Annotated in this window: 33 protein-coding genes; 8 read left to right on the forward strand and 25 right to left on the reverse strand. The window is 41.1% G+C overall.

The genetic code is table 11. The features are described 5' to 3' along the window. Positions 1-30: 30 nt before the first annotated feature. The 9 genes from J4N44_RS27225 to J4N44_RS27260 all read right to left on the reverse strand — a co-directional run bounded on the left by J4N44_RS27225 (position 31) and on the right by J4N44_RS27260 (position 6,041). Positions 31-924: a DUF4435 domain-containing protein gene (locus J4N44_RS27225; protein ID WP_069218395.1), complete on the reverse strand. Its 894-nt coding sequence runs from the start codon at positions 922-924 to the stop codon at positions 31-33. Between the two features lie 6 nt (positions 925-930). Continuing rightward, entirely contained in the window at positions 931-2,079 is a 1,149-nt protein-coding gene (locus J4N44_RS27230; RefSeq protein WP_069218394.1) for an AAA family ATPase, read from the reverse strand. 360 nt (positions 2,080-2,439) lie between these two features. Beyond that, entirely contained in the window at positions 2,440-2,793 is a 354-nt protein-coding gene (locus tag J4N44_RS27235; protein WP_252045900.1) for a hypothetical protein, read from the reverse strand. Between the two features lie 42 nt (positions 2,794-2,835). After that, positions 2,836-2,988 carry a ribosome modulation factor gene (locus tag J4N44_RS27240; protein ID WP_171904764.1) on the reverse strand — a complete coding sequence of 51 codons (153 nt, stop codon included), beginning with the start codon at positions 2,986-2,988 and terminating at the stop codon, positions 2,836-2,838. Further along, entirely contained in the window at positions 2,985-3,626 is a 642-nt protein-coding gene (locus tag J4N44_RS27245; RefSeq protein ID WP_252045901.1) for a hypothetical protein, read from the reverse strand. Before J4N44_RS27245 ends, J4N44_RS27240 begins: the two co-directional genes overlap by 4 nt. A gap of 362 nt (positions 3,627-3,988) precedes the next feature. Continuing rightward, positions 3,989-4,516: a hypothetical protein gene (locus J4N44_RS27250; RefSeq protein ID WP_252045902.1), complete on the reverse strand. Its 528-nt coding sequence runs from the start codon at positions 4,514-4,516 to the stop codon at positions 3,989-3,991. A 146-nt stretch (positions 4,517-4,662) separates the two neighbouring features. Beyond that, on the reverse strand, positions 4,663-5,019 hold the full coding sequence (locus J4N44_RS28280; RefSeq protein WP_069218389.1) for a hypothetical protein: 357 nt from the start codon (positions 5,017-5,019) through the stop codon (positions 4,663-4,665). Further along, positions 5,009-5,500: an HNH endonuclease gene (locus J4N44_RS27255; RefSeq protein WP_069218388.1), complete on the reverse strand. Its 492-nt coding sequence runs from the start codon at positions 5,498-5,500 to the stop codon at positions 5,009-5,011. Before J4N44_RS27255 ends, J4N44_RS28280 begins: the two co-directional genes overlap by 11 nt. Before the next feature lie 7 nt (positions 5,501-5,507). Beyond that, complete coding sequence (locus tag J4N44_RS27260; RefSeq protein WP_141698685.1) at positions 5,508-6,041, reverse strand: hypothetical protein; 534 nt, start codon at positions 6,039-6,041, stop codon at positions 5,508-5,510. 1,129 nt (positions 6,042-7,170) lie between these two features. Here J4N44_RS27260 and J4N44_RS27265 point away from each other — a divergent pair. Genes J4N44_RS27265 through J4N44_RS27275 form a run of 3 tightly spaced genes read left to right on the forward strand, consistent with a single transcriptional unit; the run spans position 7,171 to position 8,321 of the window. Beyond that, complete coding sequence (locus J4N44_RS27265; RefSeq protein ID WP_069218386.1) at positions 7,171-7,542, forward strand: hypothetical protein; 372 nt, start codon at positions 7,171-7,173, stop codon at positions 7,540-7,542. A gap of 25 nt (positions 7,543-7,567) precedes the next feature. Then, on the forward strand, positions 7,568-7,867 hold the full coding sequence (locus J4N44_RS27270; RefSeq protein ID WP_069218385.1) for a hypothetical protein: 300 nt from the start codon (positions 7,568-7,570) through the stop codon (positions 7,865-7,867). A 4-nt stretch (positions 7,868-7,871) separates the two neighbouring features. Further along, positions 7,872-8,321 carry an ATP-binding protein gene (locus J4N44_RS27275; RefSeq protein WP_069218384.1) on the forward strand — a complete coding sequence of 150 codons (450 nt, stop codon included), beginning with the start codon at positions 7,872-7,874 and terminating at the stop codon, positions 8,319-8,321. A gap of 276 nt (positions 8,322-8,597) precedes the next feature. On the opposite strand, the gene J4N44_RS27280 is transcribed toward J4N44_RS27275, so the two are convergent. The 4 genes from J4N44_RS27280 to J4N44_RS27295 form a co-directional block, all read right to left on the reverse strand. Next, positions 8,598-8,873: a class I SAM-dependent methyltransferase gene (locus tag J4N44_RS27280; protein WP_252045903.1), complete on the reverse strand. Its 276-nt coding sequence runs from the start codon at positions 8,871-8,873 to the stop codon at positions 8,598-8,600. Between the two features lie 55 nt (positions 8,874-8,928). Beyond that, entirely contained in the window at positions 8,929-9,609 is a 681-nt protein-coding gene (locus tag J4N44_RS27285; RefSeq protein ID WP_252045904.1) for a hypothetical protein, read from the reverse strand. 198 nt (positions 9,610-9,807) lie between these two features. Then, positions 9,808-10,818 (reverse strand): nucleoid-associated protein YejK, encoded by a 1,011-nt coding sequence (gene yejK / locus J4N44_RS27290; protein WP_252045905.1) that lies wholly within the window; start codon positions 10,816-10,818, stop codon positions 9,808-9,810. Between the two features lie 161 nt (positions 10,819-10,979). After that, positions 10,980-12,140: a GIY-YIG nuclease family protein gene (locus J4N44_RS27295; RefSeq protein ID WP_069218381.1), complete on the reverse strand. Its 1,161-nt coding sequence runs from the start codon at positions 12,138-12,140 to the stop codon at positions 10,980-10,982. 387 nt (positions 12,141-12,527) lie between these two features. Here J4N44_RS27295 and J4N44_RS27300 point away from each other — a divergent pair, with 387 nt between their 5' ends. Genes J4N44_RS27300 through J4N44_RS27320 form a run of 5 tightly spaced genes read left to right on the forward strand, consistent with a single transcriptional unit; the run spans position 12,528 to position 14,512 of the window. Beyond that, a complete protein-coding gene (locus J4N44_RS27300; RefSeq protein ID WP_081324157.1) occupies positions 12,528-13,070 on the forward strand; it encodes a DUF262 domain-containing protein in 543 nt (180 codons plus the stop codon). A gap of 12 nt (positions 13,071-13,082) precedes the next feature. Continuing rightward, entirely contained in the window at positions 13,083-13,262 is a 180-nt protein-coding gene (locus J4N44_RS27305; protein WP_069218427.1) for a hypothetical protein, read from the forward strand. Positions 13,263-13,271: 9 nt separating this feature from the next. Further along, positions 13,272-13,874 (forward strand): hypothetical protein, encoded by a 603-nt coding sequence (locus tag J4N44_RS27310; RefSeq protein ID WP_171904763.1) that lies wholly within the window; start codon positions 13,272-13,274, stop codon positions 13,872-13,874. 13 nt (positions 13,875-13,887) lie between these two features. Further along, entirely contained in the window at positions 13,888-14,244 is a 357-nt protein-coding gene (locus J4N44_RS27315) for a hypothetical protein (protein ID WP_069218378.1), read from the forward strand. A 10-nt stretch (positions 14,245-14,254) separates the two neighbouring features. Continuing rightward, a complete protein-coding gene (locus tag J4N44_RS27320; RefSeq protein WP_069218377.1) occupies positions 14,255-14,512 on the forward strand; it encodes a hypothetical protein in 258 nt (85 codons plus the stop codon). A gap of 137 nt (positions 14,513-14,649) precedes the next feature. Here J4N44_RS27320 and J4N44_RS27325 read toward each other — a convergent pair whose 3' ends face one another. From J4N44_RS27325 to J4N44_RS27380, 12 genes are all read right to left on the reverse strand, one after another. Then, positions 14,650-15,312 (reverse strand): hypothetical protein, encoded by a 663-nt coding sequence (locus J4N44_RS27325; protein ID WP_252045906.1) that lies wholly within the window; start codon positions 15,310-15,312, stop codon positions 14,650-14,652. Between the two features lie 159 nt (positions 15,313-15,471). Beyond that, complete coding sequence (locus tag J4N44_RS27330; protein WP_141698683.1) at positions 15,472-15,804, reverse strand: hypothetical protein; 333 nt, start codon at positions 15,802-15,804, stop codon at positions 15,472-15,474. Between the two features lie 111 nt (positions 15,805-15,915). Further along, positions 15,916-16,245, reverse strand: a complete 330-nt coding sequence (locus J4N44_RS27335) for a hypothetical protein (RefSeq protein ID WP_252045907.1) — start codon at positions 16,243-16,245, stop codon at positions 15,916-15,918. Between the two features lie 33 nt (positions 16,246-16,278). Beyond that, a complete protein-coding gene (locus J4N44_RS27340) occupies positions 16,279-17,157 on the reverse strand; it encodes a DUF4942 domain-containing protein (protein ID WP_069218372.1) in 879 nt (292 codons plus the stop codon). A 127-nt stretch (positions 17,158-17,284) separates the two neighbouring features. Next, positions 17,285-17,773 (reverse strand): RadC family protein, encoded by a 489-nt coding sequence (radC, locus tag J4N44_RS27345; RefSeq protein WP_252045908.1) that lies wholly within the window; start codon positions 17,771-17,773, stop codon positions 17,285-17,287. A 109-nt stretch (positions 17,774-17,882) separates the two neighbouring features. Next, positions 17,883-18,602, reverse strand: coding sequence for an HNH endonuclease family protein (locus J4N44_RS27350; protein ID WP_252045909.1), 720 nt, complete (start codon positions 18,600-18,602; stop codon positions 17,883-17,885). A gap of 31 nt (positions 18,603-18,633) precedes the next feature. Beyond that, positions 18,634-18,816, reverse strand: a complete 183-nt coding sequence (locus J4N44_RS27355; RefSeq protein WP_069218369.1) for a hypothetical protein — start codon at positions 18,814-18,816, stop codon at positions 18,634-18,636. After that, positions 18,813-19,079, reverse strand: a complete 267-nt coding sequence (locus J4N44_RS27360) for a hypothetical protein (RefSeq protein ID WP_069218368.1) — start codon at positions 19,077-19,079, stop codon at positions 18,813-18,815. Before J4N44_RS27360 ends, J4N44_RS27355 begins: the two co-directional genes overlap by 4 nt. 19 nt (positions 19,080-19,098) lie before the next feature. Continuing rightward, complete coding sequence (locus J4N44_RS27365; protein WP_081324156.1) at positions 19,099-19,308, reverse strand: hypothetical protein; 210 nt, start codon at positions 19,306-19,308, stop codon at positions 19,099-19,101. Positions 19,309-19,404: 96 nt separating this feature from the next. Then, positions 19,405-20,103 carry a hypothetical protein gene (locus J4N44_RS27370; protein ID WP_069218367.1) on the reverse strand — a complete coding sequence of 233 codons (699 nt, stop codon included), beginning with the start codon at positions 20,101-20,103 and terminating at the stop codon, positions 19,405-19,407. Next, positions 20,100-21,788, reverse strand: coding sequence for a hypothetical protein (locus J4N44_RS27375; RefSeq protein ID WP_252045910.1), 1,689 nt, complete (start codon positions 21,786-21,788; stop codon positions 20,100-20,102). Before J4N44_RS27375 ends, J4N44_RS27370 begins: the two co-directional genes overlap by 4 nt. After that, entirely contained in the window at positions 21,781-22,455 is a 675-nt protein-coding gene (locus J4N44_RS27380) for a hypothetical protein (protein WP_252045911.1), read from the reverse strand. Before J4N44_RS27380 ends, J4N44_RS27375 begins: the two co-directional genes overlap by 8 nt. Between the last annotated feature and the right edge of the window lie 156 nt (positions 22,456-22,611).

The raw sequence follows: 22,611 nt of genomic DNA on the forward strand, positions 1-22,611 counted from the left end.
GCACACCGTTACTCTAGCATAGGGCTTAAGCTATGCCACTTCACCAACCTCAGTAGCGGTCTCGATTAGTGAGGTCATTTGTTGATACAAGTTAGTTTGGGCAAAGTTTTCCTTCGTGTACTTACTTCGAAGGTACTTCTCTACTCCCTTATCAGTGACGTTTCTGTCCGAGGAAAAGGGCTGCTTAAAAACTTGAGCCAACAATTGGCAAAAGTCATGTCCATTTGCGGTCTGATACAAGCAATGTCCAACACTGGTTAACTCATAATATTTAGAGAGTATATCGGCTCGGTTGTTTTGTTCACCCCTAGGACTGCGTTCTATGGCCGAATCAACCAAAGTTTCAATGTTGATTGTTAGATCGAAGCCATTAATCGCCACTGCACCACAAGAAATGTAGTTCATGGCTTTGAATCTAACGTTCAAATCAAGTAACCGACACGCAAGTTTTATGAGTCCAATTTGATTACATACGTTCATCAAATCATGCATTAGCTTTTGACCAACCTCATCGATTTTCATGTGCACCAGAGAAGCTGTTCTAGTGTGTTCAGTAATAAAATCGGTCATGAATTCATCATGAAGCATCATGATTTCGGAGTCATGTACGTCAGTCAAGAATGTATCGGTGTATGTTTTTTCTAGTATATGATCGAAGTCAGCATCGACAATACCGTAAACCTGATTTGAAATGCGAGTCTTTAGCTTTCTCACCGCATCTATAACTTCGACCTTACCACTTGCCGGAGTACAGTAAAAGAAGTCGGTATCTCGCAGTACCATGTTAAACAGAGTGATATCGGAATCGCCTTCAACAATAAAAATTATTTTATTGCCAACTTGGTCGGTCTGGACCTGTAAAAGCAGAGCGCTGAATTTGGTTTCATCGCTACGCTCTCTAGTTGCATTTCTTAAGCTCGACATATCTAGTTACTCTTTGCAAATCACATGCTTGTCAAAGAGGTCTACTGAGCTTTCCCATTCATCACCGATAACGTCAGGAGAATGAGTTGTTACGATTAGCTGCGAGTAGTGATTGAACTTAGATATCAGAGAAAACTCATTGAGGAGGTCTCTCTGCCATGAGATGTGTAGTGATACCTCTGGTTCGTCAATTAAGATTGTCGCCCCATTTTCAGCTTTGAATATTAGGTCGAAGAAAATTGATACTTGGTTCTTCTCACCAGAAGATAGTTTGTTAAGAGGTATATTTGCGCCCACATGGTTAAAGAACGCAAAACCAAAATCTGGATTAATTGTTAAGGTTTTGAAAGAAAACTTTTTCTTTGCAATTAGTTCAGAGAACATTACTAAACGTCCGACGAAGTCTTCGTGTAACGATACTTCATAGAAGATTTCGTCCAGTTTTTCTCTCAAGTTAATGGTGTGATCTAGTACGAAGCCTAAGTCAGATAATTCGAGATACTTGCTCGACTTTGGAAGAAGTCCGAACTGAGAGTATGGCTTTAATCTATCTTGTAGACCAACGACTCTTTGTTGAAACATTTCCGGTAGCTGGTTGTTTTGAATTACCTGTGTTTTTTCGGAAATTGACGAAAACAAATCTACTGCCAATTGGTCAAGCTTATTTAATTTTGCTTGAGTAGATTTCATTCTCTCTTCTAACAGTTCTCGTTGTCTAGCAATGATGCTAAATGTTTCGGATTCATCATTGAGATGGACAGAGTGAATGAGAATTGAGCAAGCTCTTGTGTCATCAAACACTCTTTCCTCAGATTTTTGTTGAGTTGAATGCGTTATGATCTTTTTTGAGTCATGAAGGAATGACTCAATTTGTAGGCCTGATGAGGTGTTTAAGTAACGTACACGACCGAAATTAGTAAACAATTCGAAAGTGCCGAAGTTGATTTTTGCTAATTCTTCATAGTTATTAGAGATAGCATTATGAGTCAATTTGAGAAGCATGGTCTTACCATAGCCATTCGGACCGGTAATAACCACATGCTCGGACTCGGGCAATTCAATGTCGTAGTTTAAAAAGCCAAACAGGCGCTCAACTGATATTTTTTCTATTTTTAGGTACATTTTTTTATTTGCGTCTTGAAAATTACGCCGCATTGTACCACCAGCAGCACTGTCGTAAAGTGCATATTAATGCTGAATTGAGGGTGTTTATTACAATTAAGCTATGGTGTTGTTTGCTGGTGGAAAAGGTTAAAACCTAAACCTTTTCCCAGATCCATTCTCGACCAAGCTTTCTCGTGACCGCAGCTTTTGCTGAGCTTACCTTTGTATAGTATCGGGGGAACCATCCATCGTAGCGTTCGGTCCCATTGTGCCGATTCGCTGGCACTATGGTTAATTCCCACTTATTATCAATGTAAGTAAGGTACAGAGTCTCATCACCTAGCTTTTGTGTTTTCAGGGAGTGCCTTGACATTACTTTGTCCCGTTTCTTAATGTAATCTGCTATTTACCCTAATTACCTGAATTCACGGTACTTTGTTTTGGGTTATTGCTTAAGAATGATGGTTTTTCTCGGATTCTTTCGCGTAAAGCTGCGATCTCACTTTGAGATAGATGCCCATATCGCAGCTTGAACACATCCTCTAAACCTGCATCTTGAAGTTGAAGCCAGCCTATGACCCAAAAGTCCCTCTTCATTTCCTTATGACAGTTAGCGTTTAACCATTCGCATAGCTCTCTAAATTCATCTAACCTTTTTACCGGTGTCCTGCTATTAGAACGGTCTAGAGCCACGACTAAGTCTTCATATAGTACAACTTTCTTTTTGGGTACATATCCCAGAATGTTCATCAATTTGTCAATCATAGATGCCTCATTGCTTGTTTAATCTGCACGTTCGTCTGGGGTTTAAGCTTGTTGATCTTGGTCTTCTTTGGCATCCTCCCATCCATCTGACCAGTATTCAGCAGAAATACCGTCGTATGGGTTTGAGAGTTCGGGTACGTCACTTAGGAAGGCGTTGTACCCTTCCTCATAGATAATTCGTTCTTCTTCGTTCATTCGCGGATTTCTTTCGTCTTAGTTGTTTTATGGTCAATGGTCTGGATTCTATATGGCTTGAGTAGTCTTAAGACTTCTCCAAGACACTTATTAGCCCCTCCGACCATTTTTGATGTCTCAAGATTATGGATTTCATTGGCTAATCTTGGGGCCTCTAATAAATCTCCGTGCTTTGCGCACAAATTATCGACTAAAGATGTAAGTTCTGACGCAGAAGAATTCCCCCACAGTAATGAACTTGTACCATGTCTTTTCACCACTTCGCCGATTACCGAAATGATGGCCTCTTTTTGATAAACATATTGTTTGTTCGGTTCCCGCAAATATTTTTGTTGTGACTCGCGCATTGCGATCATAGCGGTGAAGTTTAATACACTAACGTGATCCTTGTTAGAGAGCGCTTGATTACGCATGGTGTAAAGCTCGCTAATAGTACAGACATCATTATTCCACCAACCTTTGCGCCCTTTCTCCCGCGCTTCGGACAATTTTGATGCCATAGCGCTATTGGCAGCTATAAGTAGCTGCTTGTCAGCAAAGATTTCACCATCATCACTATTTGATGCCCCAATGTTTGTATCGTTAATTAGGTTCATACAGCTATTAAAATAGTCTTTTGGTTTCTTACTAACTTTCATCGCAACTCCTTGTTCGGCGGTCACTAATTATTAGGTTTTTGTGTTGAAGGTGGGTGGCAGTGTATTGCCAATTGCTATTGTGTTTGTGTGGGGGCTTGTTGTTGTTCTGATAACCTCAAGAGCTTAAAACAATAACACCCAGTTAGAACTGGGTGTATTGTGCTTTACTTTTGAGGTATTCATCATGTACCAAGGGTGTCAAATCCTACATACGTAACGGTACGTGACTAGCGTACGTGAAGTAATCTACACCTTATGTACTGTGATGGCGAACTTTGAATTATTGTTCTGTGACTTCATAGCCATACACTTTAAGCGTGTTTCAATTTTCATCTAGACTGGAAACTCGCGATCGGAGTACATTAGCTAAGTTTCGTAATACACAAGCGCATGTTAGTTTCAACCTGAATGCACTTTTCACCTTTCTCCATTTGAATTCGTACATTACTTTCATTTGATTTAGTCTTAATACTAGGAAGTTCAGCTCCCGTAGTGGTTTTCATTTCCGTAATTTCACTGAAGGTACTTTTTACTTTAACGAGCAGTTCATTTTTATTGATTTCTGTTAATTCTAAAGTGCCTTTTATCCCAGTTTCAAAGCTGCCATATTCAACCTGAGGCTTTGGTTCTATACCGAATAATTTGTTATACCACTTGTATGTTAAAGTTGAACTTTTTATGTAAGAGTGCTCTTCAATAGCTGCAAAAGGATTGGTTGAGTCAGTCATTGTACTCAGATTGGTGGTTGTTTCTTGATTTGATTCTCCACTGACTGAAATTCTTACATTGTAAGTTGTTGCCTCCATGCTTTTATGACCATGTTCGTAAGCGTCACTCGCTGCGGAAGTCAAAGGGGACAAAATCATTAATAATAGGATGCTGTATTTCATAATAACTCTTTGTTATCTGCTAAATTTTTAACCGTTAGGTTCACCCTCAGGTGTACCCTATTTCTCTATTGTTGTTTAAAGCTCATTAGGAATGTTCTAGCCGTGCAGTGTACCCCCTTCTCTGTAGAAACGTGCGCCCCTTGTGGTTAAGATAAATCCATTCTGGTTAGAATTGGCTCATCACAATTTGGACAGTCGCCTAAGCTCATAAGCATGTGTTTATGAAAGGACCACGACTGGACTAAGTGAAAGTCCGAATCATCTAATGGTTGGAAGCCTATTGAATCAACTTCCCCTGTAATGTCATAAAACTTATCTTCGATTTGAGTGATAACGTGATTCTTTTCCTGATTTATAAGAGGCGTAGCCGTGCCATAAAGGCTCTTTAGGAGCTGGTGGAATCGATAGCAAGATCCATACATGAAGATCGTTTTGAAGCTTGGATCAGTATTGTTTAGTTCTTCTATGAAATTTAGGGGATCAATCATTTGATTATTTGCCATGTCGGGGACTGTAGTTGTATTGTGCCTCAGCTCTTTTTCTTAGGCATATGGCCTCGAAGAAGTCCCTCGAACTACCTAAATATTTCTGCTTATTGCCAGTGCCGATATATGCAGTGTAAGTGCCTTTGCTAAATTTAACGCCAGTGACGCCTGTCTTGTTACGTTTGCTCTTAGCCAAGTTCCTTTGGGCCACACAGTTATCTCCTCTTCGCAAGTTACACCATGCGTCATTCAAAGAGTCGCCATCAATGTGATCTATAATGAACTCAGGGAATTTTCCAGTCATTATCGACCAAGCAATTTGACCAGAAGTGTATTCTGCTCCGTCTACAACTATCCGCCGCCAAGTATTGTCTTGTTTCTGCTTTACGCATCCGGCAACTAAATTTGCTCTACGCCCCCGACCAGGTTCCTTCCAGTGGATCACACCTGTTTCTGGGTCGTACGTCAGTTGATTTTTAATGAGAGTCGCGACTTCCATGAGCCTATCACCGTTTTCTTGCAGCTAGTTCCGTTACTAATCTGATCATTTCCGTCTTTCCGAGGCGTGGAGGATGAATCAGTATTGAATCTCGAGGTAGTCCGTTTAGGGTGGCTAGTTCTTCACGGTTTTTCTTCCAGTTATTGACTTGAATTCCATCAATTGACCATCTTTCCATGTCGAACGGGTGGTGGTGGACCTCTAAATAAATCCCTTCTTCGACTTTTCGGCAATGTACGATCGCTTGAATACTTTTTTTTCTATCGGTTGGTAATTGAAATCGAATTAGTTCAAGAATTGCTTCGTTAATGTCATCGGCTTTTAGGGGAGCCAGTACAAGGGAATGCTCTGCATGATTTAAAAGCTCATTTAGGTCTTTGGAGGCTCTTAATTCTTTTAATACGACAGGACTCTTAGCTAGCTTTAATTTAATGAACTCTTGTAAGGCGAGAGTTTTTCCGCTGCCGCAAGGTCCACTAAAGATGATACCCCCTCCCTCGCAATTTATACCGGTAGTTAGTTTAGAGAGTTGGTCGTTCATGAACGAAGACATAATATGAAATCCAAGTTGGTTAATAGATTTAATTTAACGTTTTGGATCTGGCTTGGCGAATGGTTGGTGGTTTTGTGTGATTTCATAGTCATCAAAAAAAGGTCGCCGAAAAATCGGCGACCTTTGGGGAGTTAATCCACATGACATAGAATTAAACCCTAGGGTGGTCATACACTAGACCATTTTTTTCCTATAGTTCATAACTGTATGGGTTAATGCCCATTAGTATCGAATTAAAACGAGTTAACTCGAAGTAACAGTCCAGAACAATCCGATTGTTCAATGAAATGCAATCAGAAGTTAGAGACTTTAAAACGCTCGACTAGTGAGCTTTCACATTATTAATGTGCTTAAATATTTTTCCCCTGTAATAAACTTTATAAGATGCAATAGCAACACGACAATCTTAGGTTTATTGACCTGAAAAATCAAACGATTGGATAAGAATAGATGAGATTTATCACTGGGAGTGGTTCTTTCATAAGTCTTTCTTTTCTCGCAATGGCAATGCACTCCCGAGTGGCTAAGAGCAAACCTGCCCGTCTCTGATAGATACTCTTACCACCCTCATATGATCTTCGTACAGCAAGAGTCTTCGTCAATGATTAACAAAATGCATGAAAGGAGAGACCTTCTTAGTTTAAATCTCTATAAATCAATATGAGTTTTATGATTTGTTGTTATATTGAGTGCATATCTATCTATGATGTCACACAAATTTATATTTTTTCTTCTGGTTCTTAATTTAGTGTGTTTATATATGGTCAAGCGAAACGTTTGTGTTGTTCAAGCCACTATGCATTGTTTCGCTCTAGCCAACTGACGTTATTAGGGGTATATACCCTACAAGCCACCTCCCCAGGTGGCTTTTTTCTTTTGAAAAATAAATAGTCTAGTTATGGCTATGTTGTCACAACTATTTCTACCTCTTTCTTTTTGAGCTTCTATCTTTGCTTTAATTATGAAATTATATGTTTGTGCGGGTAAGGATACCCCACTAACATCACGCAATATGAAGCGATATTTCAGTCGATATTACTTCCTAAAAAGGCCGCTACGTTGTAGTGGCTTTTTTGGTTTAGGGGCTATTAAACATTCAAAAGGTAAAGGTCGGGCAATGAAAAGTAATGCAATCAAAAAAATCAGTATCATAACCCTCTCAGCTCTTTTAGCGTCTGTATTGGTGCTTGCCGGACAAGTTGCCCAGTTCGTTGTTAGTGTCAATGATACTCGCGACCACGCGATCAATCAGTGGAATCGAGAGAACCCCGAATTAGTTGAGTTATCCAATTCATTTGTGCGCGAATGTTTAAGTTCTCAAAGCTCTAAAGGAAGAGATTTAGAATCAGAATTGAAAAATGATGCACCGTACGTCTCGATTGATGAGTGTGGCGATCGCCTTGGTGCGCTTGATTTGGTGTCAGCAGTCAGAGTTTCTGAGCAATCGCTGAAGACATTTGCTTGGCCGCTTTCCATTTTTGCTGATTAATTAGCAGGCCCACGGAGATATATGGATGAAGATTGTTTTCAAGGCGAATGAGGGGGCTACGGCACTGAATCCCCTCGCTATGGCTACTAAGTCTGAAGTCATTCAGGTGCTTGAGTTAGGTTCTGGTTTTAACCTGTCCACACAACAAAAATTGGTTGCACAAGATGCTCTTGACAACCTTATTGCAGATACGCCTAACACAACTATTCGAGATGTGATTGGTTTGTTTAAGTCGGTTGAGGCTTTAACTCTGTTTGCTAATCGATGTGAGTTGGTATTTTTAGCCGGTGGTGACTTGGCTCCATTGTTCCAAGCTGGAAGGTAGAAGTATGCTTGATGAAATAAAGGCTCTGGTCGAAGACCATTCCATTACGATTGTTACTGGGCCAGCATGTTCTGGGAAGACATGGTTGATTAGTAATTTTAGAGATGAAAGCTACTTGATAGATAACAAGAGTGAAGCGATCTCTTCTGGCAATGGGAGTATTTCCTTGAGCCAGTTTTTGGAAGCATCAACCACCAACAAGAAGTTTGTTGCGATTGATGAGGCTCAGTTAATTAAGGGGCATCAACTCATAGAGTTGGCTAAATTGTTACTAGACAGAGGGCAAAAGGTTATTATTGCATGTCAGACCGTTGAGTTTATACCAATCTTGGAGTTGGTGGGTTTTTGTGAGCATATGAACGATGTTTCTATTGCACATATTGCTTTAGATGGTTGGGACGATTCAACCGCTCACCCTACTTCCTTTAAGCTTTGGCCCCTCATCAGCAAGTAGCCTACAAGTTGAGCGTATTGGTTGGTACCAATGTTAAAAGAACGGCCCCTGAAGGTGAGCCGTTTTTTTGTTTGTAGTTAAGATGGTTGGGAGGGAATTGCCTCACTTCATTTTCCCCTGCCATCGATGACGACCGCTTTCCTCTACCTTTGGCTTTTAAACTTGGCAAATAGAATTGCTGTGAGTACCGCACACACCAATAGACTTAACCAAAACCAACCGTCTGTTAGGAAACTAGCACTTGAATTAAATATCACGATATTCCCCCATATAACTTCACTGTCCCTTCCCTTCCCTTCTTATGAACGGAACCGTAGAAAGCCCATTATTAAGTAGCCAGTTCCTTACCTCTTCTTCGGTTAAATGAGGTTCAACAATAGCCCAACGAAACCCTTGTCTAGACCATTTACCACCAGCCCTTTTGAATTCAACCTCATCTACGTAAACGACTACGATCTCATTACCATCAGCGGTTTTCTGTGGATAGCGTTCTATTTTGTCCTTGGTACGAATTGTCAAAGCTTCGTTGTACGTGTAAATATTAGCATCCAACTTACTTTCCCCTTCTTAAGCATTTGTTTATTCGTTGTACTAGAGAGATTATCAATCACAACCGGTAGCATCCCACCAAAACTATAACGCCGATCAAAACGTATCCGATCACATGTTTTTTTTCGTTGTTTAGGTAGGTACATATAGCATGTAAGAAAATCGATAGCGAGGCCATCGGAAGCATGAATTCTAGTTTGTTTGTACTTATTAGGTAGTTGTGTTTGGAAATGAGAATAAATACAACCAAACCATAATTGTAAGCGAGTAGTATTGATCGAGTGTAGTTGAAAAGTGTTTCACATTTAGAATCCCGACTAGATAAGAGGTAAAAAGAGTTGGTTATCAAAAGAGCCAATACCGTAGCTGCTAAGGAGAACTCCCCAAGACCTTCTTTAGCCAGAACGTTGAGAGTTGAGCTCAATACCACATCAAAATTTGCCTCTTTAAATTTGGTAATGCCTATAATGCTGCCGCCTACTACAAGAGCAGCTAGTAGTGCCAAGAACCCACAGATATCTTTCAGATTTATACCAGTATGGTGGTCCAGACTCTCATTAAAGTTCAAAAGTTTTTGATATCCGCACTGCTTTCTGACCTCTATTAACTTTTGAGAGGTCGACTCGGTCCCCCCGAGCTCAATACCACACGACTTACATGTTTTTATTTGTGTTTGTTCGTTTTTGTCGATTGGACCAATTTCTTTTTCGGCGCTTGGTCGAACGTTCGCGTCGATCATTGTTCTATTCCTTTTGTTGTTTAGGTGTGTGCGCTTTTAAAGTGATAGAGCCTCGCTGACGAGTGCGAGGCTTTTGGGTGTGTTAAAGCACTAGAAGTTGAGCAATAGGCCCAATATGCACTAAGCTACCAAAATAGATGCTTACGCCTTGGGAGTCATAAGCACCAGTGTGTATTTTGGCGGTAGAATTTTCCGTGTCTATTGTTTTTTCCCTTTTAGTTGCTGTTCGAGCATGAGTTTTAAGTTTGGAGGGATGCCGACAATCGTTAAACGTTCGGTTTCAGGTTCGTAGAGAACTCGTTCGCCGAGCAAACATGCATCAAACGTTATATTTAACCCGCCCCCCGCTCCAACGAACTTGTTCAGTTTCTTCGTTATAGATTTGCTCGCTGGAAACTCGGCTTGCAGTTCGTATCCATTTTCATCAGTAAACTCTGCGAATGGTTTAAAGTGATCACAAGGAATTTCATCAGACAATTCTTTTATGACTACATCGTCCCCATTTTTAGCTTGTTCTTTGCAGTAGTTAACAACCTTCGTTTTGAGGCTGAGTTCTTCATCCCTGCTTAATTTTGCTTCAGTGCAAAAGTCGGAGACCGCTTGCACGAGAGTCGAGTTTTGTTCTTTGACGTTTAGACCAACTTCTGCATTCAGAAAGTCTAAAAAGAAGTCACTAACCTTCCTGCCTACTCTACCATTAATAAATGACAGGTATCGGTTGCTGTCGTTTGATGTGTTCATTAATGATAAGTCAATCCTTGCTGCTATGTCGGTGCTTTCTAGAGCTAAGTAGTCGGTAGGATCGATATTTAAGCCTTCAGTAACCTTTAAGCTCATAGCACAAGGAATAATCCCAACATATAAGTAATCCGTCGCAAGAGATTGGTATTCTGCCATGACAATTAAACCAGTGTCGGCAAAGGGGTACTTGTTTAGCTCTTCAAGCAACCGGTGGCTGCTAGTGATTGAAAAGTCGAGGTATGTTCGTTTTCCAGTATCGTACTCGGATAGCCAGTTTTTAAAATCAGACTCAGCCTTAAGTACCCCGAATCCTTTTGAGGGTTTATTGTTAAATGTGCGATGAAGAGTCGCAATAAGTTGCTCGGTCGATTGAGACACTTCCAAAAGTTCTGAGCGAGTCTCGAGAATGATCTCATCTTCTTTCTTTGATAGCTGGTGGAGCGCTATGTTTTTTATATGTAATGACATAAGTTTCTCTTTTAAGTTTGGATATGCCGGAGCTCATTTCGAATTGCTTCGGTTTCAAACACAGCATAAAGAAGATTCTCAATACGCAAGAGGTTACGCATCAAATTTGAATGTATGGGAGGAAGTTCATTTGGGTAAATATGCGTATTGCACGAACTGTTTTACTTTGACTCAGGTTTTACCTTATTCATTTCCTTTTTTACGCGCTTCACTGTTGAACGTCCTTTACCAGTATATTGCGCAGCTTGGTTGATAGAGCGCCCTAGTTCTATACAAGTGACAATATCTGCGTGTTTAATTAGGAAGCTGTCAGTGCTCATTGTGGTACCTTTAGGACGCCCAAACTTTCCGTTTTCGCGTTGGGTTAACTCGATCCCTCGTTTAGATGCAGCTAATCGTTTCGCTTCATACCTCCAACGTCCAGTAACAATAAATCTTTCCTCCTTGCTGAAAGGTTCTAGGTTGTTAGTTAGCTTGGTAAATTCGGTTTTCAAGCGCTTTAGCGATTGATTATCAAGTACCAGGTATTCTCTGTGTGTACCTATGCTCGCTAAGTAACTGCTGTAACGGTGAAAAACGTACTTTTCTACGTGCCCAGAATTCGCAACTTTGCGTAAAATGGTGCTCTTTATTACGTCTTTGCCAGTCGCTTTCTCTAGTTCGATTGTCGTTTCTTTTAGGCGCTGTTCTGGGTCTCTCGATGTTCTGCCAACCTTGTGAATGATGCTGTGATCCTGTAGATGGTACTCAAACAGATACAGTGATGCATTGAGAATAGACTGTTGTCGGTGCGACTCCATTTCGAGCCACGCTTGGTGTTTTGTGCCTTGTTCAATTGCTTCACGTAAGGAGTTAACGCGAATCTGAAGAGTATTTCGCATCCACTTACTAAAACTTAGTAGCGGTAAAGTGCCAAGAATGGTTCTCGCTGTATCCGTAAAAATGAGATTGTCGGTCCAATCGTCACGCTTAAATAGATCTTCTTTTACTCGTCGGGGAAAGTGATGTAATCCAGATTTAAACTCTTTGAACACGTTTGGTGATTTACTATCAGCTTGATAGCCGTCCTTTAAGGCCTCAATGATTTCTACTGAATAGTTGAGATGAAAGTGATGCCAAGCTGGGATTTGAGGGAGTTCGTTGAGGCTTTCCTTACACGTTTCCCCGTCGTGTCTAAAGTGTTCAGATTTTGTCTTTCCTTTCACTGCGATCAAGGGGCGTTGGCAGAATGGGCAGAACAAATTACCTTTTCCTGATTTCTGCGAGCGAATGTGGTGATAATTACCACGACTATCTTTACCAAGGCTTAGATATACAGACATATAGAGTTATACTTTTTTGGACCTATTGTGATTCAAGTTTATATGGGGTCAAATAAGTGTGCAAGATTTGGCTTTGTTTTTAGTTGCTGCGTGCAATTGCTAAATCCTATTGTTCAATTGAGACTCTTTCGTGGTGTATGCCCTTTTAGTGTTCACATATGATCTAATTGCGTATGTTGGAGTTGGCTTTATAGTCAGGCGGGGATGAACCAAAACACATTATTTTTTGATTGAGCAATAACTTAAAATCAGGGTTGTTAAATCCCCGTTTTGCAACATTGTAAGTAGTAATCTGGTGGGGTTGAACTACCAAAACCAGAATGGCATATGCCTTTGCCAACAGGCAGAGGGCGCAAGAAACGCGTAAATACTAACTAGAGGGAAATTATGCATATTCCGCCTCGCCAAAAAGTAGGTCAGCATAGAGCTTTTGATATTGAGCATTTGCTCTATTGTAAGAAGAAGGCTGAAGATTATCAGTGTTCATGGTCTTCTCGTTCAGTCATGGGAATACCTCTGCCAGACTGGCAACGCCCATTTGAATGGAGTGAAATTCAACAAGAGCGTTTTATAGAGTCTATTTACCTAGATTTGTATCATGGTGTTTATGTTCTTAACTCTACGGACTATGTGGGTTCGGAAGCCGTGCCTAGAAAGTTTTCAGGAGCGCTCTTAGATGGTCAGCAGCGCATTACCACGATAGAGAAATATCTTAATGATGACTTTAAAGTTTTTGGTGCGTACTGGTCACAGCTATCAAAATCTGAACATCGTAGATTTTTAGATGCTCCATTTCACTGTATTGAAGTTAGCATTTGGGATGAAAATGAGCTACGCCTGTTGTCAGATCGTTTAGCTTTTGGGGGGACAGCACATATTGATGAGTATCGTGCTACTCAAGGTTATAACTATCAAGGGAAAGAATCTTAGAGGATGAGGTCTATGGACATTGAAAAAATTAAAGCTGAAGCTCCCGAGAACGCAGCCTTTTGGTCGCCTGTTGTCGGGCAGTATTTTACACTTCAATTTATGAGTCTCGCCCCTGCTTTCAAAGGAAAGCTAATCCAAGTTGACGAAGACTTCCGTGGTGAGCTTATCCCACTAACGAAGTTACGAGGGTAAATGAGATCTATGAACTCCTTAATTAATTTAGAACTTCGTACGAATAACTTGGATGCACTTAGAGAAAAGATAGCAATTGAGCAGGGGTGTCAAAAGTACCCACATTCAAAAATAAAAGTAGGTATATCTCTCTATAAAGTAGATGTTGCTGAGTGGGACGACGGTAGCACGTCAATTAGTATTGATGAGTGGTTAGTTCGTTCAATTAAGCGAAGGCGTGGGACGCAAACCGCTATGGGAAAAAGGCGCGTTGGGGATGCATATGGTGATACTGCTCCACTCTATGTCAATGTTACAGCAAAAATTAAAGGTGTAACTTGGGTTAAGCAGTCAAGAATGGCTAATGACTTTGGGTGGTCCAAAAGCATTCCCAAGGGCTATAGAGAGCAATTTCAGGTCGGTGCAAGATTGCCCCTCGGTATCTTTACAACGCCTCTTGCTGCGCTTAAATGGGCGCTTAAAGACAACGAGCGAGAACTTGAGCGTTACCATGATTATCGTAATAAAGTAACGGATGAAGCAGAAATAGCGGAATGGGATGAGGAAATAAACCATAAAACTAAATCAGTCCGTATGTTGAAAAGTCGAATTAAGAAGTTCACCTCGAAGTAAGGGAAAAAGGAACATGAAAAATCTTGAAATTGTTACTCATGAAGAATTACCACAAGTGAGGTCTTTGCTGCTTGACCCCCTTGTGAAATTAACCTTTGACGCAGAGCTTCAAGAGATGAAAGTTAGTGTTACGACAACGCGAACAACGGCCACTGTGCAGGTTGAACAAACAGTACCAGTTAGCGATTTAGTCCACTCTGCTCGAATTACTGACGAAGGTCATGTATTCCCAGTATTGAGAGCTGAGAGCTTTAGTGTTTATATCTCATTTGATGACCTTCAAGGTTATTTAACTGCTTGTGAACTTTGCGGAATAGAACCTGACTCGGAAGTGTATGAAAACGCAAGAGCAGCAGAAGCGGAATCGTAGGGGGAAAGTGATGCTTAAGCGATTTTTAGCAAACTGGTTGCTGACAACTACCGAAAAAACAGTGTTTGATGGTGTTGTTGGTGTGCTCGAATTACATATTAATCAGTACAACCTCAGGTCAAAATCTCCCGCCGAAAAAATGAAAGTCCCTCAGTTTGTTTATGACGAATACCTTGCTGAATCACATCGTAAAGGTGTTAATCAAACTAAAACATTTGCAGGCGTACAGATTAGCGTATCTGAAAGCAACCGTTTCGAATTAAGCTAAGGAAAAAGGAAGCACTAGTGACGCATACTCACTTGCTTCCTTCTTTTTCTATTCATTTTTACGTTTAAAAATGCAATTTCTCAGGTGTTTTCCCCGTATTTTTTCTAACTCCGTCGTTATATATGCATATTACATGGCTATTTGATTAGATTTACTAGTTTGTTGAAGGCTTTATTCCGGTCTGCCTCATTTGCAAATTCGTATAGTTCTGCCTGTTGCTCCCCTCTCTTAATAGCAAGGCCGAACATTTTGTAGTCAGCACCAAGTCGAGCAAATTCGCGATCGGTTTTCTCAATAGAGATATTCAGTTCTTCTCGCAACGTATTTGTATTTATAGCTGGCGCATCGGCTAAAAATGACTTTATTGAATACTGGATCTCTTCATTACAATGGTAACTAGCAAGAGCTCTAATTGCTGAGTCATCGATGAACCCAAGCTTACTGTTTGCCCCAAATTGATTTTTACTCGCTAAAGAACAAAAGGGTGCTCTTTTGCTCTCAATTTCTTTTCCACATTGCTTCAATTCATGATTTGTATCGAACCGATACATCGCTTCTAGGATGCCAAAAGGACTTTGATAGGTGTCGGCAAAAGGTGCCGAGTAAGCTTGTTTTACAATCACAGAGCAATTTAAAGTTTCACCTGCCCTCGCGCTCTTTAAGACCTCAGTAAAATCAGCAAATACTTTTGGGGTTACACTTGGCAGAGGAGGCTCTTTAACCTCTGAAGAGTTTGCGAACACGCATGTTGTTGGGATTATTGCGCTTAGAAACGCACAAATGATGGTTTTCTTTGTCATTACTATTCCTTGTTTTAGTGTGAAGAGTTAGGTGTACCCTTAAAAAAATAGTTGGTAAACTTTTGGCTTTAACTGGTAAATATAAGGAAGAATGTTTACCAGTGTCTATTATATTGATTTTATTTCAATAACTTAGATTGGTAAGTGGTGGTAAGTCTGTTATAGCTGGTGTTCTGGTCCCGCCGCTTGAATAGAACTACCGCAGTGAACATAACGGAGATTCCCAAGGTTTCCTTGTGCATCTTTAATAAGTCCTTCAGCAAGACTATTTAATGTCTCTTTATCGGGTACCTGACAGTCAAGCTTATCGGCAGCTAGTGCAATAGAATGCTGTAGTATGGAGTTAAGCTGATGAATTGTAGATGGGGATGAATCCCAACCAGGTTCAAGTTCAAAATCGACATCGTAAAATGGGTCTTCCCAAAATTGCCATTGACCATCATTCATGTCCATGATGCCGGAGCTCACAAAAATGGCGGTGATTGACCGCATGTAACCGCACATTATGGCAGGCATTCTCCCATTTTCTGTTCTGTTAAAAAGCACAAATCTTTGAGTCATTGTCTTATGTTTCCGATGTTTGTTGTTAGATTTATATTGAGGTCAATCCCGACTTTTTTGCGGTACTTTCTTGTCTCCACCAGCTCTGTAATCATTAGATAAAGCTACTGTTTCCATGCTTACACGATATAAACCTGTGGGCAATGAGCTGGACGGCATCAATACACCAATCGTCGCAGTTGTTTTGAGGGGGCGACTGGTAAGAACGCGAATAACATGTATGGCAGACTTAATGCGAGCTCTCGCAACTTCATTTGAGCGGTATTTCCAATATAAGCTGATGGACTTAAGCATTGAGATATTAGCGTTTTCTTTATTCCCATAGTGGTGCCTAAGTACCGTTTTAGGGTTAAAGACTTTGAGTAATGGCATGGTTTCCTCTCTTGGTAGTGTTCTGGTGGTTTATTAGGATGCCGGTAGCGCTTTTGTTCGAGCTAATTGGTCGTTTAAAAGACTAGTTATTGATTCGCTAAAAATGACATGTACGGTTTTCTTCTGATAAAAGCGAAACTCTATTCCGTGGGTTTTGATGGACCTGATCGCACAGTAATCTAAATCGACACTTTCTATCTGGTCGGAAAGTTCATCCCAGATGCCGTTCCTAGAGATGCCCTTTTCGTCAAATGTAAGTTTGTTAGCGAGCACCCAGTGCCAAATGACTGTAATTAGTGATTCCAACCCTTCGTGACGCTGTAACTTAAAGCGGGAGCCATACTCGAAAAAAGCACCGTTGATGATGATTTTTTTTGCAAACTTCCTCTTGTTGTTTGATGCATACATACCAGACAAGGAGGTAAAAGTATCAATAAGAGATTGCATCAAGACGGTATCTCGATTTTCATAAATACCTCCCAGAGTGGACTCTATGACATCAAGGCAAAACGGAGCCGGTGATAGATTACAGTCGTCCTTGAAGGATTTTTGCTGCTTGTTTGACATGAGTTTAAAGATGCCTAAACGGTTGAAGAGAGTAATCCAAAGTCGACCGTCTACGGTCTTTCTTAGAATGTCTCTTATCTCTGACTCTGATTTGTGTTGGATTGATGCCTCTTTAGGCCGAACGCGATATTTAGTGTCTTCCCCAAGCTCTTTAGATATTAAGTGAAATGTTATGTCGAACGGATCGAGGTATCCGCTGTTGTCTTGAGGTATTAGATCATCTATTGATGAGCATACTCTTAATGCTTCTTGGTGGAATAAAATAGATTTGAGATTAGCTTCTATGAACTGATTTCTAAACAGAACTAGTTTGTCGATGACTTTTTGTTTTACTAATTGAGACATAAGATAGTTTCAAAGGATTTGACTTCCAATGAAGCTAACATGGGATAGAAGAGACGCAACTCAGAGTTGCGTCCTTCCAATATAGCGTGGAACCTTTCTGTTGGAGAGAAAGAAATACTAAGGAGTATTAAATCCATCCTCGCTCAGCAAAGGATGTCGAACCTTCAGTGCCAACAACGATGTGATCAAGAACGCGAATGTCTACTAAACTTAAAGCGTCTATTAAACGTCGAGTGATTCTTCGATCGGCTTGGCTGGGTTCTGGGTCTCCCGATGGGTGATTGTGAACTGCGACTAAACTTGCTGCGTTGTGTTTTAGCGCTGTTTTTACCACTTCTCTAGGGTAAACTGAAGAAGCGTTAATAGTGCCTACAAACATCTCTTCCGATGTGATAACCCTATGTTGGTTGTCTAAGAAAACGACAACAAATACCTCTCGTTCATAACCTTGGTATAGGTTTTGTAGGTATTCGCGAGATTCCGATGGTGAAGTTAAGAGTTGCCCCTTACTAAACTTGTTTCTTGAAATCTCGTTAGCCATTTCGACAATTTGTTCATCAGATAACTCACCAGTTACGATGTACTTACCTGTTGTCTCGTTTAATTCAAAAGACATACTTTTTTCCCCTGTAATTAATTAATTTGTGCATAAAGCGCATCCATATTAATACACAGGAGATCTCCGAATCAAATGGTTTGTGTGGTTAATGACCGCTGAAATGTTGTCAGCTAGAAGTGGTACAGTATTTGGTTTGGATTCTCTTGTATTGAATTTTCTCATCGTTAGATAGGATTACATTGTATTTGCTAACGATCCTTTTGAACCTGACTATGTACTGGCATTGATTCTTTGGCGGGAGCCAGTCCCCAATGCCTTTAGCTCCCTTTTGGCGGTTAAGAGATGCTTCTACAGCGATCAGGTTGCTTTGGTCGTTAGCAAATGATTCTCGCTGCTCTTTGGTCCATTTGTCTGCGCCATGCTTCCATGCGAACTTTAACGGTACCACATGGTCTATGTCGATTTTGGATGCATCGTAGATTGTGTTTCCGGTGAATAGTGATGTCCATCTTCCAGATATGACTCGACAATTCTTTTTATCGTTGAAGTGTACCTGTCCTACCGATTGGCTGATTAACGCTTCTGCCCTGCTGTCTTGACAGTCATTATCACGATCGGCCCAACCGCGCCCGAACTTGTCTCGAGAGTATTCGTTTGAAGAGGCAGTTGTTTTTGCTGTGGCAGTGCTTTTGGGAAGACGTCCACCACTACTGAGGCAGTCTTCAATCGTATCAAAAGCTGTAAAGTTCTTTGTTCGGTTATAGCTAGTAGAGCTTTCGTCGTGGCAGATGCCGCTCGTGCTTAGCTTTATTAATGTTGTTGCTGCTAATGCGTTAGTGGATAGGATTGCAATTGATAGGGGTATGGTTAATGGCACGACATTCATCGGATAAGTTCCTTGTTAGGTGCTGGTGGATCTATTGCTTAGAGTTTGCTTTGAGGAATTCATTGTCGACCTCTTCGCCTTTGATCGCGCAACCAAGGCTGTGGAAGAACCCTGCCATGTCCCCATTTTTTTTAACGTTAGCATCGCTCATTACTTCGAACTCGTTGGGTCTAATCTCAATAGTATGTTGGACATCTTTCGTTTTTAAATTCATGATTTTTCCTGTCGTTCAGTAATGATTGCCATGTTTTCATCAACCAGCTCTTTTGCTATGGAAATTTGTTGGCCTAGTTTGATGTACAGGACTTCCGCTGCTTCAAAAGAGAGTTCCAGTTTATGTGTATGTAAATTCCGAAGCTCTGATTCGGTGTGAGTAATAAGCTTGTCACTTACAATCACAAGCTCGACACCTTGGATATGCTCCACAGCATGTGTTTTCGTGTTCAACTTTACTTCCACGTCCTCTATAAATGCCATCGCTCAAATACCCCTTTTGTTATCGGTTAATTAAAGACACAGAGAACTTTGCTGCATCCGATTCAGAAAAGCCACCGAGTTGGTAGGGGCCACTTTTACACGCGCCGCAATACCAACCATTTTTAGTTCTGAACGCTTGGGATGATGGGATGTGGCTAAAGAGTTTATGATGCATTTCTTTTGCTTCGCATTTAGGGCAAGGTGGCGGGTCCCAATTCGGTATTTCCATTTGCATCTCCATAAATTAAGCTTTGTATTTGCTCATGTGCAGGAGCAATATAATAGAAAGTATATTGACTTAGCATATCATTTATATTGCTTTAGGCTAGCTCAATAAGTAGTGGTGAATTTCCTTGGCTACTCTTTTCTTTTCAAACTCAGGCAGTAGAACTAACGTGTTTTTTATCGTCGCTAAAGACATAACCTCGGTTGCAAGCTGGAATTTTGCATAAGCCAAGTCATTGTCTTTGTTTTCTACATAATTGCAGGGATGAGGACCTTCAACCTTTTGCTTCCAGTTTGGTAAGGTCTGCCACTTGGAATGGAGTAATGCAGAAATTACCTCTTCTGAATATGGAGGGATGTCTACACCAGGGTAAAGCATGTCTAGGTTCCATTTTTGTGGCTCTCCCTTTCGTTTGGCTTGCTTGATTTGGTTGTATGGCAGGGAGTTGATTAAGCAATCTTTGCTTAGTTCCTCACGTATTACAAAGGAGATCCTAAATCGTTGAGTAAGCAGCCCAAATTTCTCTATAGCACCAATAGCGCTCCTTAGGCACACAGCTTGATCTCTAGGTGAAAGTTGGGTGTTTATCTCGAGAAGGCCTAAATCTTCAAATGATCGAGGACATAAACTGACACGCTTTCGAATGAGGTCATAATAATGCCTTTTCTCATCCACGAGCGCCCTACGTCGTGCATTATGTTGACCGATGACGAAGACACCTTCTTGCTCAACGTGAGAAGTTAATGCTACCTGCTCAGCCACGACCCCAGTCCAGTAGTTGTAATTTTTAGTTGTCATGATGCCACGGCCCTATCTCGCTTTATTTTCATTAGTGTTCGTTTGAACCAGTTTTCATTTTTAGATGGTTGGTTTATGTTGGTGACGGTCAGTTGCTCCTGACTCTCTTTGGTCGCTTTGGCTAACTTGTAACGCTGTCGTCCGTTTGCGACTTTTTTAAGCTCGGCGTTAACATCGAAGTAAGTCCTTTCACTTTTCAATCCTGCTTTCTGCTCTGTTTCATTGAGGCGTTGCTGAACACTCCCGACTCGTTTAAGTAAACTGAGGTAATTACTTGTTATCGCGAACTCTTCTGTGATGTTTTTTGACACCTCTCCCATCACTTCAGCACTAAACTGGCGCTTTTGAGTTATTTGGATTGCTCGCTTGGCTTTGTACTTACTATCTATCGTTGTCGAGACTTGTTTCATGTCGTCATTAAACGACCGCACATTTTGGTTTAGGTGCATTTCAAGTCGAGTATTTATATTTGTTGGTACCGTAGCTCGAAGACCAGTTTGAAATTTTTTCCACTTACCGGCTTTAGAGCAGTAGATCATTGCTAGAACCCAGAGGACTGAGTTCTCTTTTCGTGACTCTAATACTTTGTCATCTTTATGAACGACCTTTTCGAAGCGAAGGTTTGCTGTGACGACCTTATTGCATTTCAGTAGGCCAATGGCGTCAATGAGCAATAGACACGCCCAGTAATAGTCACGTTCAGAAACAGGTAATCTTCTAGCAAACCTGATCAACGAGTCTTTGCAATGTCTTTTGAGCCACATGTAGGTATCTGATGTCTCTTCAACAATCAGGAAGAGTGACAGTATCATGGCGTCTAACTGTTGATTGTGTTTAGTTGCCAAGTAACGAGTCAGGGATTTCTTGAGAGTTCCTAGGTCACGGTTTTTGGCCGCTTCTTTTGCTAATCTCGTGAAGAGCTTGTCATTCTCCCTATTGATGGCCTGTAAGTTAAGTAATGCCATTACGGCGTCACCATTGTTGTTTTCCGACACAGCCTTTCGAAACCTGTACTCTTGACACTCCTTGATATAGCGATTTTTCTTTAGCAGTAGCTTTATGCATTTTTCGGTGTCATCAACCTTTAAATCAGTAGTCTTAAAGGCGAGCTGATAAAGATGGTAGGCGACCATTCCATCTAGCTCGTCCCGCTCCGCAATAGCCTTGAGGGCATCGCGATATAAGTTGGGATTTCTATTTTCCAACAAATTGAGAAGCATGTGTCGCGACCCTTTGCTTGGGTTGATGGCGCGATAAAAAATTTCTTCATCCAAGCCTACTCTAGCAATGTCGACACGCTTTAATAGGTCGCCAGACTTAGTAGTGAGGTTCTTGAGCAGTTGTTTGCTGATTAGGCTGTTGATGTATACGTCATAATGCAGGCTTTGTGATCGTTCCTTTCCACCATAAAGATCATCTGTTGTATACCCATCTAGAACCATCACCCAATAAAATTCAGGAGAGCGGCGGCTAATTAGGTCCCTAAAGAGTTGATCGATGCGTTCGTGAACATGCTCGTTGTATTCAATTACTACTACACCGTAATCGGACAGTTTGTTTTCAGCCAAAGACCTCTCTAATTGACCAAGCATCATGTAGTTCGGATCATGCCCAATATCAGAAAGGGTGTTGTTCATAAGTGTGCGGCGAGCTCTATCGTTATAGACAGTAACAACATCAAACATGAAGCTCCCCCTTGCAGTGGCTCTTTTGAGGGCAACGGGCGCAATCAGCCGATTTGGAGTGCTTTAGTTTTCTCCCCTGCTTGTATCGAATCACATTCGTTATAGCCTTGCGGTGTTTTCTTAGTAACTTCGCGTTCGACTTTGTAAGGTCTTTGTCCCAAACAACTGTGCCGTCTTTTAGGATCACACCACCTGTCGTGATATTGAACTTGCTACGTGCGGCCACAGCCCCTACTTCTAGTTGGGCAAAGTCCGAGGCCATTGGAAATGAACGGCTCTTAAGTTCAAATATTGCCTTACGTCCATCGCTCAGCTCATATATGAAGTCAGGTTTACTAACTGCGCCACTTCGTCTATCGACGAGTAAATCACTATCTTTACCTGTGTCAGCATAAAGCAGCTTCCCTCTGAAACCGAACTGTGTTTCAGGAAGAGGAAAGAAGCTTCTCCATAGCCTAAGGAGAAATGTTCTAACAATACTTAAGACGACGTATGTGATGTAAAGACCGGCGAAAAGTAAGGTTAGCGACTTAATTAATCCAGTATTGGCAACGTGGTACTCAAATACTTCACCTATAAAATTAACCCACTCAAGCGTGAACGCGATGATTGGGAGGGATGAGTTTACTCCTGCCTCAATAGGAGTTACGGAGGTTATTATTTGCAACGCAACAACCTCCAAATAGCTCTCAGTATGCGTACTAACCAGTTGTCCGGTTTGGCAATCGCATTGCGAGTTATGGTTTCGTGGACATTATTTCCTTTTTTGATTGCATACAGAGTGTGGTCGCTGTATATCCGATTTTTACCAAGCTCGTAAAAG

The organism is Vibrio sp. SCSIO 43155 (genome assembly GCF_023716605.1).
Lineage (GTDB): Bacteria > Pseudomonadota > Gammaproteobacteria > Enterobacterales > Vibrionaceae > Vibrio > Vibrio harveyi.

Coding starts and splice junctions, on each gene's coding strand:
- J4N44_RS27315 (WP_069218378.1), top strand. CDS start 13,888: ATGAAAAATCTTGAAATTGTTACTCATGAAGAATTACCACAAGTGAGG.
- J4N44_RS27360 (WP_069218368.1), bottom strand. CDS start 19,079: ATGGCATTTATAGAGGACGTGGAAGTAAAGTTGAACACGAAAACACAT.
- J4N44_RS27300 (WP_081324157.1), top strand. CDS start 12,528: ATGCATATTCCGCCTCGCCAAAAAGTAGGTCAGCATAGAGCTTTTGAT.
- J4N44_RS27375 (WP_252045910.1), bottom strand. CDS start 21,788: ATGTTTGATGTTGTTACTGTCTATAACGATAGAGCTCGCCGCACACTT.
- J4N44_RS27355 (WP_069218369.1), bottom strand. CDS start 18,816: ATGAATTTAAAAACGAAAGATGTCCAACATACTATTGAGATTAGACCC.
- yejK (WP_252045905.1), bottom strand. CDS start 10,818: ATGTCATTACATATAAAAAACATAGCGCTCCACCAGCTATCAAAGAAA.
- J4N44_RS27270 (WP_069218385.1), top strand. CDS start 7,568: ATGAAGATTGTTTTCAAGGCGAATGAGGGGGCTACGGCACTGAATCCC.
- J4N44_RS27250 (WP_252045902.1), bottom strand. CDS start 4,516: ATGAAATACAGCATCCTATTATTAATGATTTTGTCCCCTTTGACTTCC.
- J4N44_RS27225 (WP_069218395.1), bottom strand. CDS start 924: ATGTCGAGCTTAAGAAATGCAACTAGAGAGCGTAGCGATGAAACCAAA.
- J4N44_RS27245 (WP_252045901.1), bottom strand. CDS start 3,626: ATGAAAGTTAGTAAGAAACCAAAAGACTATTTTAATAGCTGTATGAAC.
- J4N44_RS27365 (WP_081324156.1), bottom strand. CDS start 19,308: ATGGAAATACCGAATTGGGACCCGCCACCTTGCCCTAAATGCGAAGCA.
- J4N44_RS27370 (WP_069218367.1), bottom strand. CDS start 20,103: ATGACAACTAAAAATTACAACTACTGGACTGGGGTCGTGGCTGAGCAG.
- J4N44_RS27305 (WP_069218427.1), top strand. CDS start 13,083: ATGGACATTGAAAAAATTAAAGCTGAAGCTCCCGAGAACGCAGCCTTT.
- J4N44_RS27275 (WP_069218384.1), top strand. CDS start 7,872: ATGCTTGATGAAATAAAGGCTCTGGTCGAAGACCATTCCATTACGATT.
- J4N44_RS27230 (WP_069218394.1), bottom strand. CDS start 2,079: ATGCGGCGTAATTTTCAAGACGCAAATAAAAAAATGTACCTAAAAATA.
- radC (WP_252045908.1), bottom strand. CDS start 17,773: ATGTCTTTTGAATTAAACGAGACAACAGGTAAGTACATCGTAACTGGT.
- J4N44_RS27340 (WP_069218372.1), bottom strand. CDS start 17,157: ATGTCTCAATTAGTAAAACAAAAAGTCATCGACAAACTAGTTCTGTTT.
- J4N44_RS27235 (WP_252045900.1), bottom strand. CDS start 2,793: ATGATTGACAAATTGATGAACATTCTGGGATATGTACCCAAAAAGAAA.
- J4N44_RS27350 (WP_252045909.1), bottom strand. CDS start 18,602: ATGAATGTCGTGCCATTAACCATACCCCTATCAATTGCAATCCTATCC.
- J4N44_RS27295 (WP_069218381.1), bottom strand. CDS start 12,140: ATGTCTGTATATCTAAGCCTTGGTAAAGATAGTCGTGGTAATTATCAC.
- J4N44_RS27335 (WP_252045907.1), bottom strand. CDS start 16,245: ATGCCATTACTCAAAGTCTTTAACCCTAAAACGGTACTTAGGCACCAC.
- J4N44_RS27240 (WP_171904764.1), bottom strand. CDS start 2,988: ATGAACGAAGAAGAACGAATTATCTATGAGGAAGGGTACAACGCCTTC.
- J4N44_RS27260 (WP_141698685.1), bottom strand. CDS start 6,041: ATGAACGACCAACTCTCTAAACTAACTACCGGTATAAATTGCGAGGGA.
- J4N44_RS27255 (WP_069218388.1), bottom strand. CDS start 5,500: ATGGAAGTCGCGACTCTCATTAAAAATCAACTGACGTACGACCCAGAA.
- J4N44_RS27285 (WP_252045904.1), bottom strand. CDS start 9,609: ATGATCGACGCGAACGTTCGACCAAGCGCCGAAAAAGAAATTGGTCCA.
- J4N44_RS27330 (WP_141698683.1), bottom strand. CDS start 15,804: ATGCGGTCAATCACCGCCATTTTTGTGAGCTCCGGCATCATGGACATG.
- J4N44_RS27320 (WP_069218377.1), top strand. CDS start 14,255: ATGCTTAAGCGATTTTTAGCAAACTGGTTGCTGACAACTACCGAAAAA.
- J4N44_RS27325 (WP_252045906.1), bottom strand. CDS start 15,312: ATGACAAAGAAAACCATCATTTGTGCGTTTCTAAGCGCAATAATCCCA.
- J4N44_RS27310 (WP_171904763.1), top strand. CDS start 13,272: ATGAACTCCTTAATTAATTTAGAACTTCGTACGAATAACTTGGATGCA.
- J4N44_RS27265 (WP_069218386.1), top strand. CDS start 7,171: ATGAAAAGTAATGCAATCAAAAAAATCAGTATCATAACCCTCTCAGCT.
- J4N44_RS28280 (WP_069218389.1), bottom strand. CDS start 5,019: ATGGCAAATAATCAAATGATTGATCCCCTAAATTTCATAGAAGAACTA.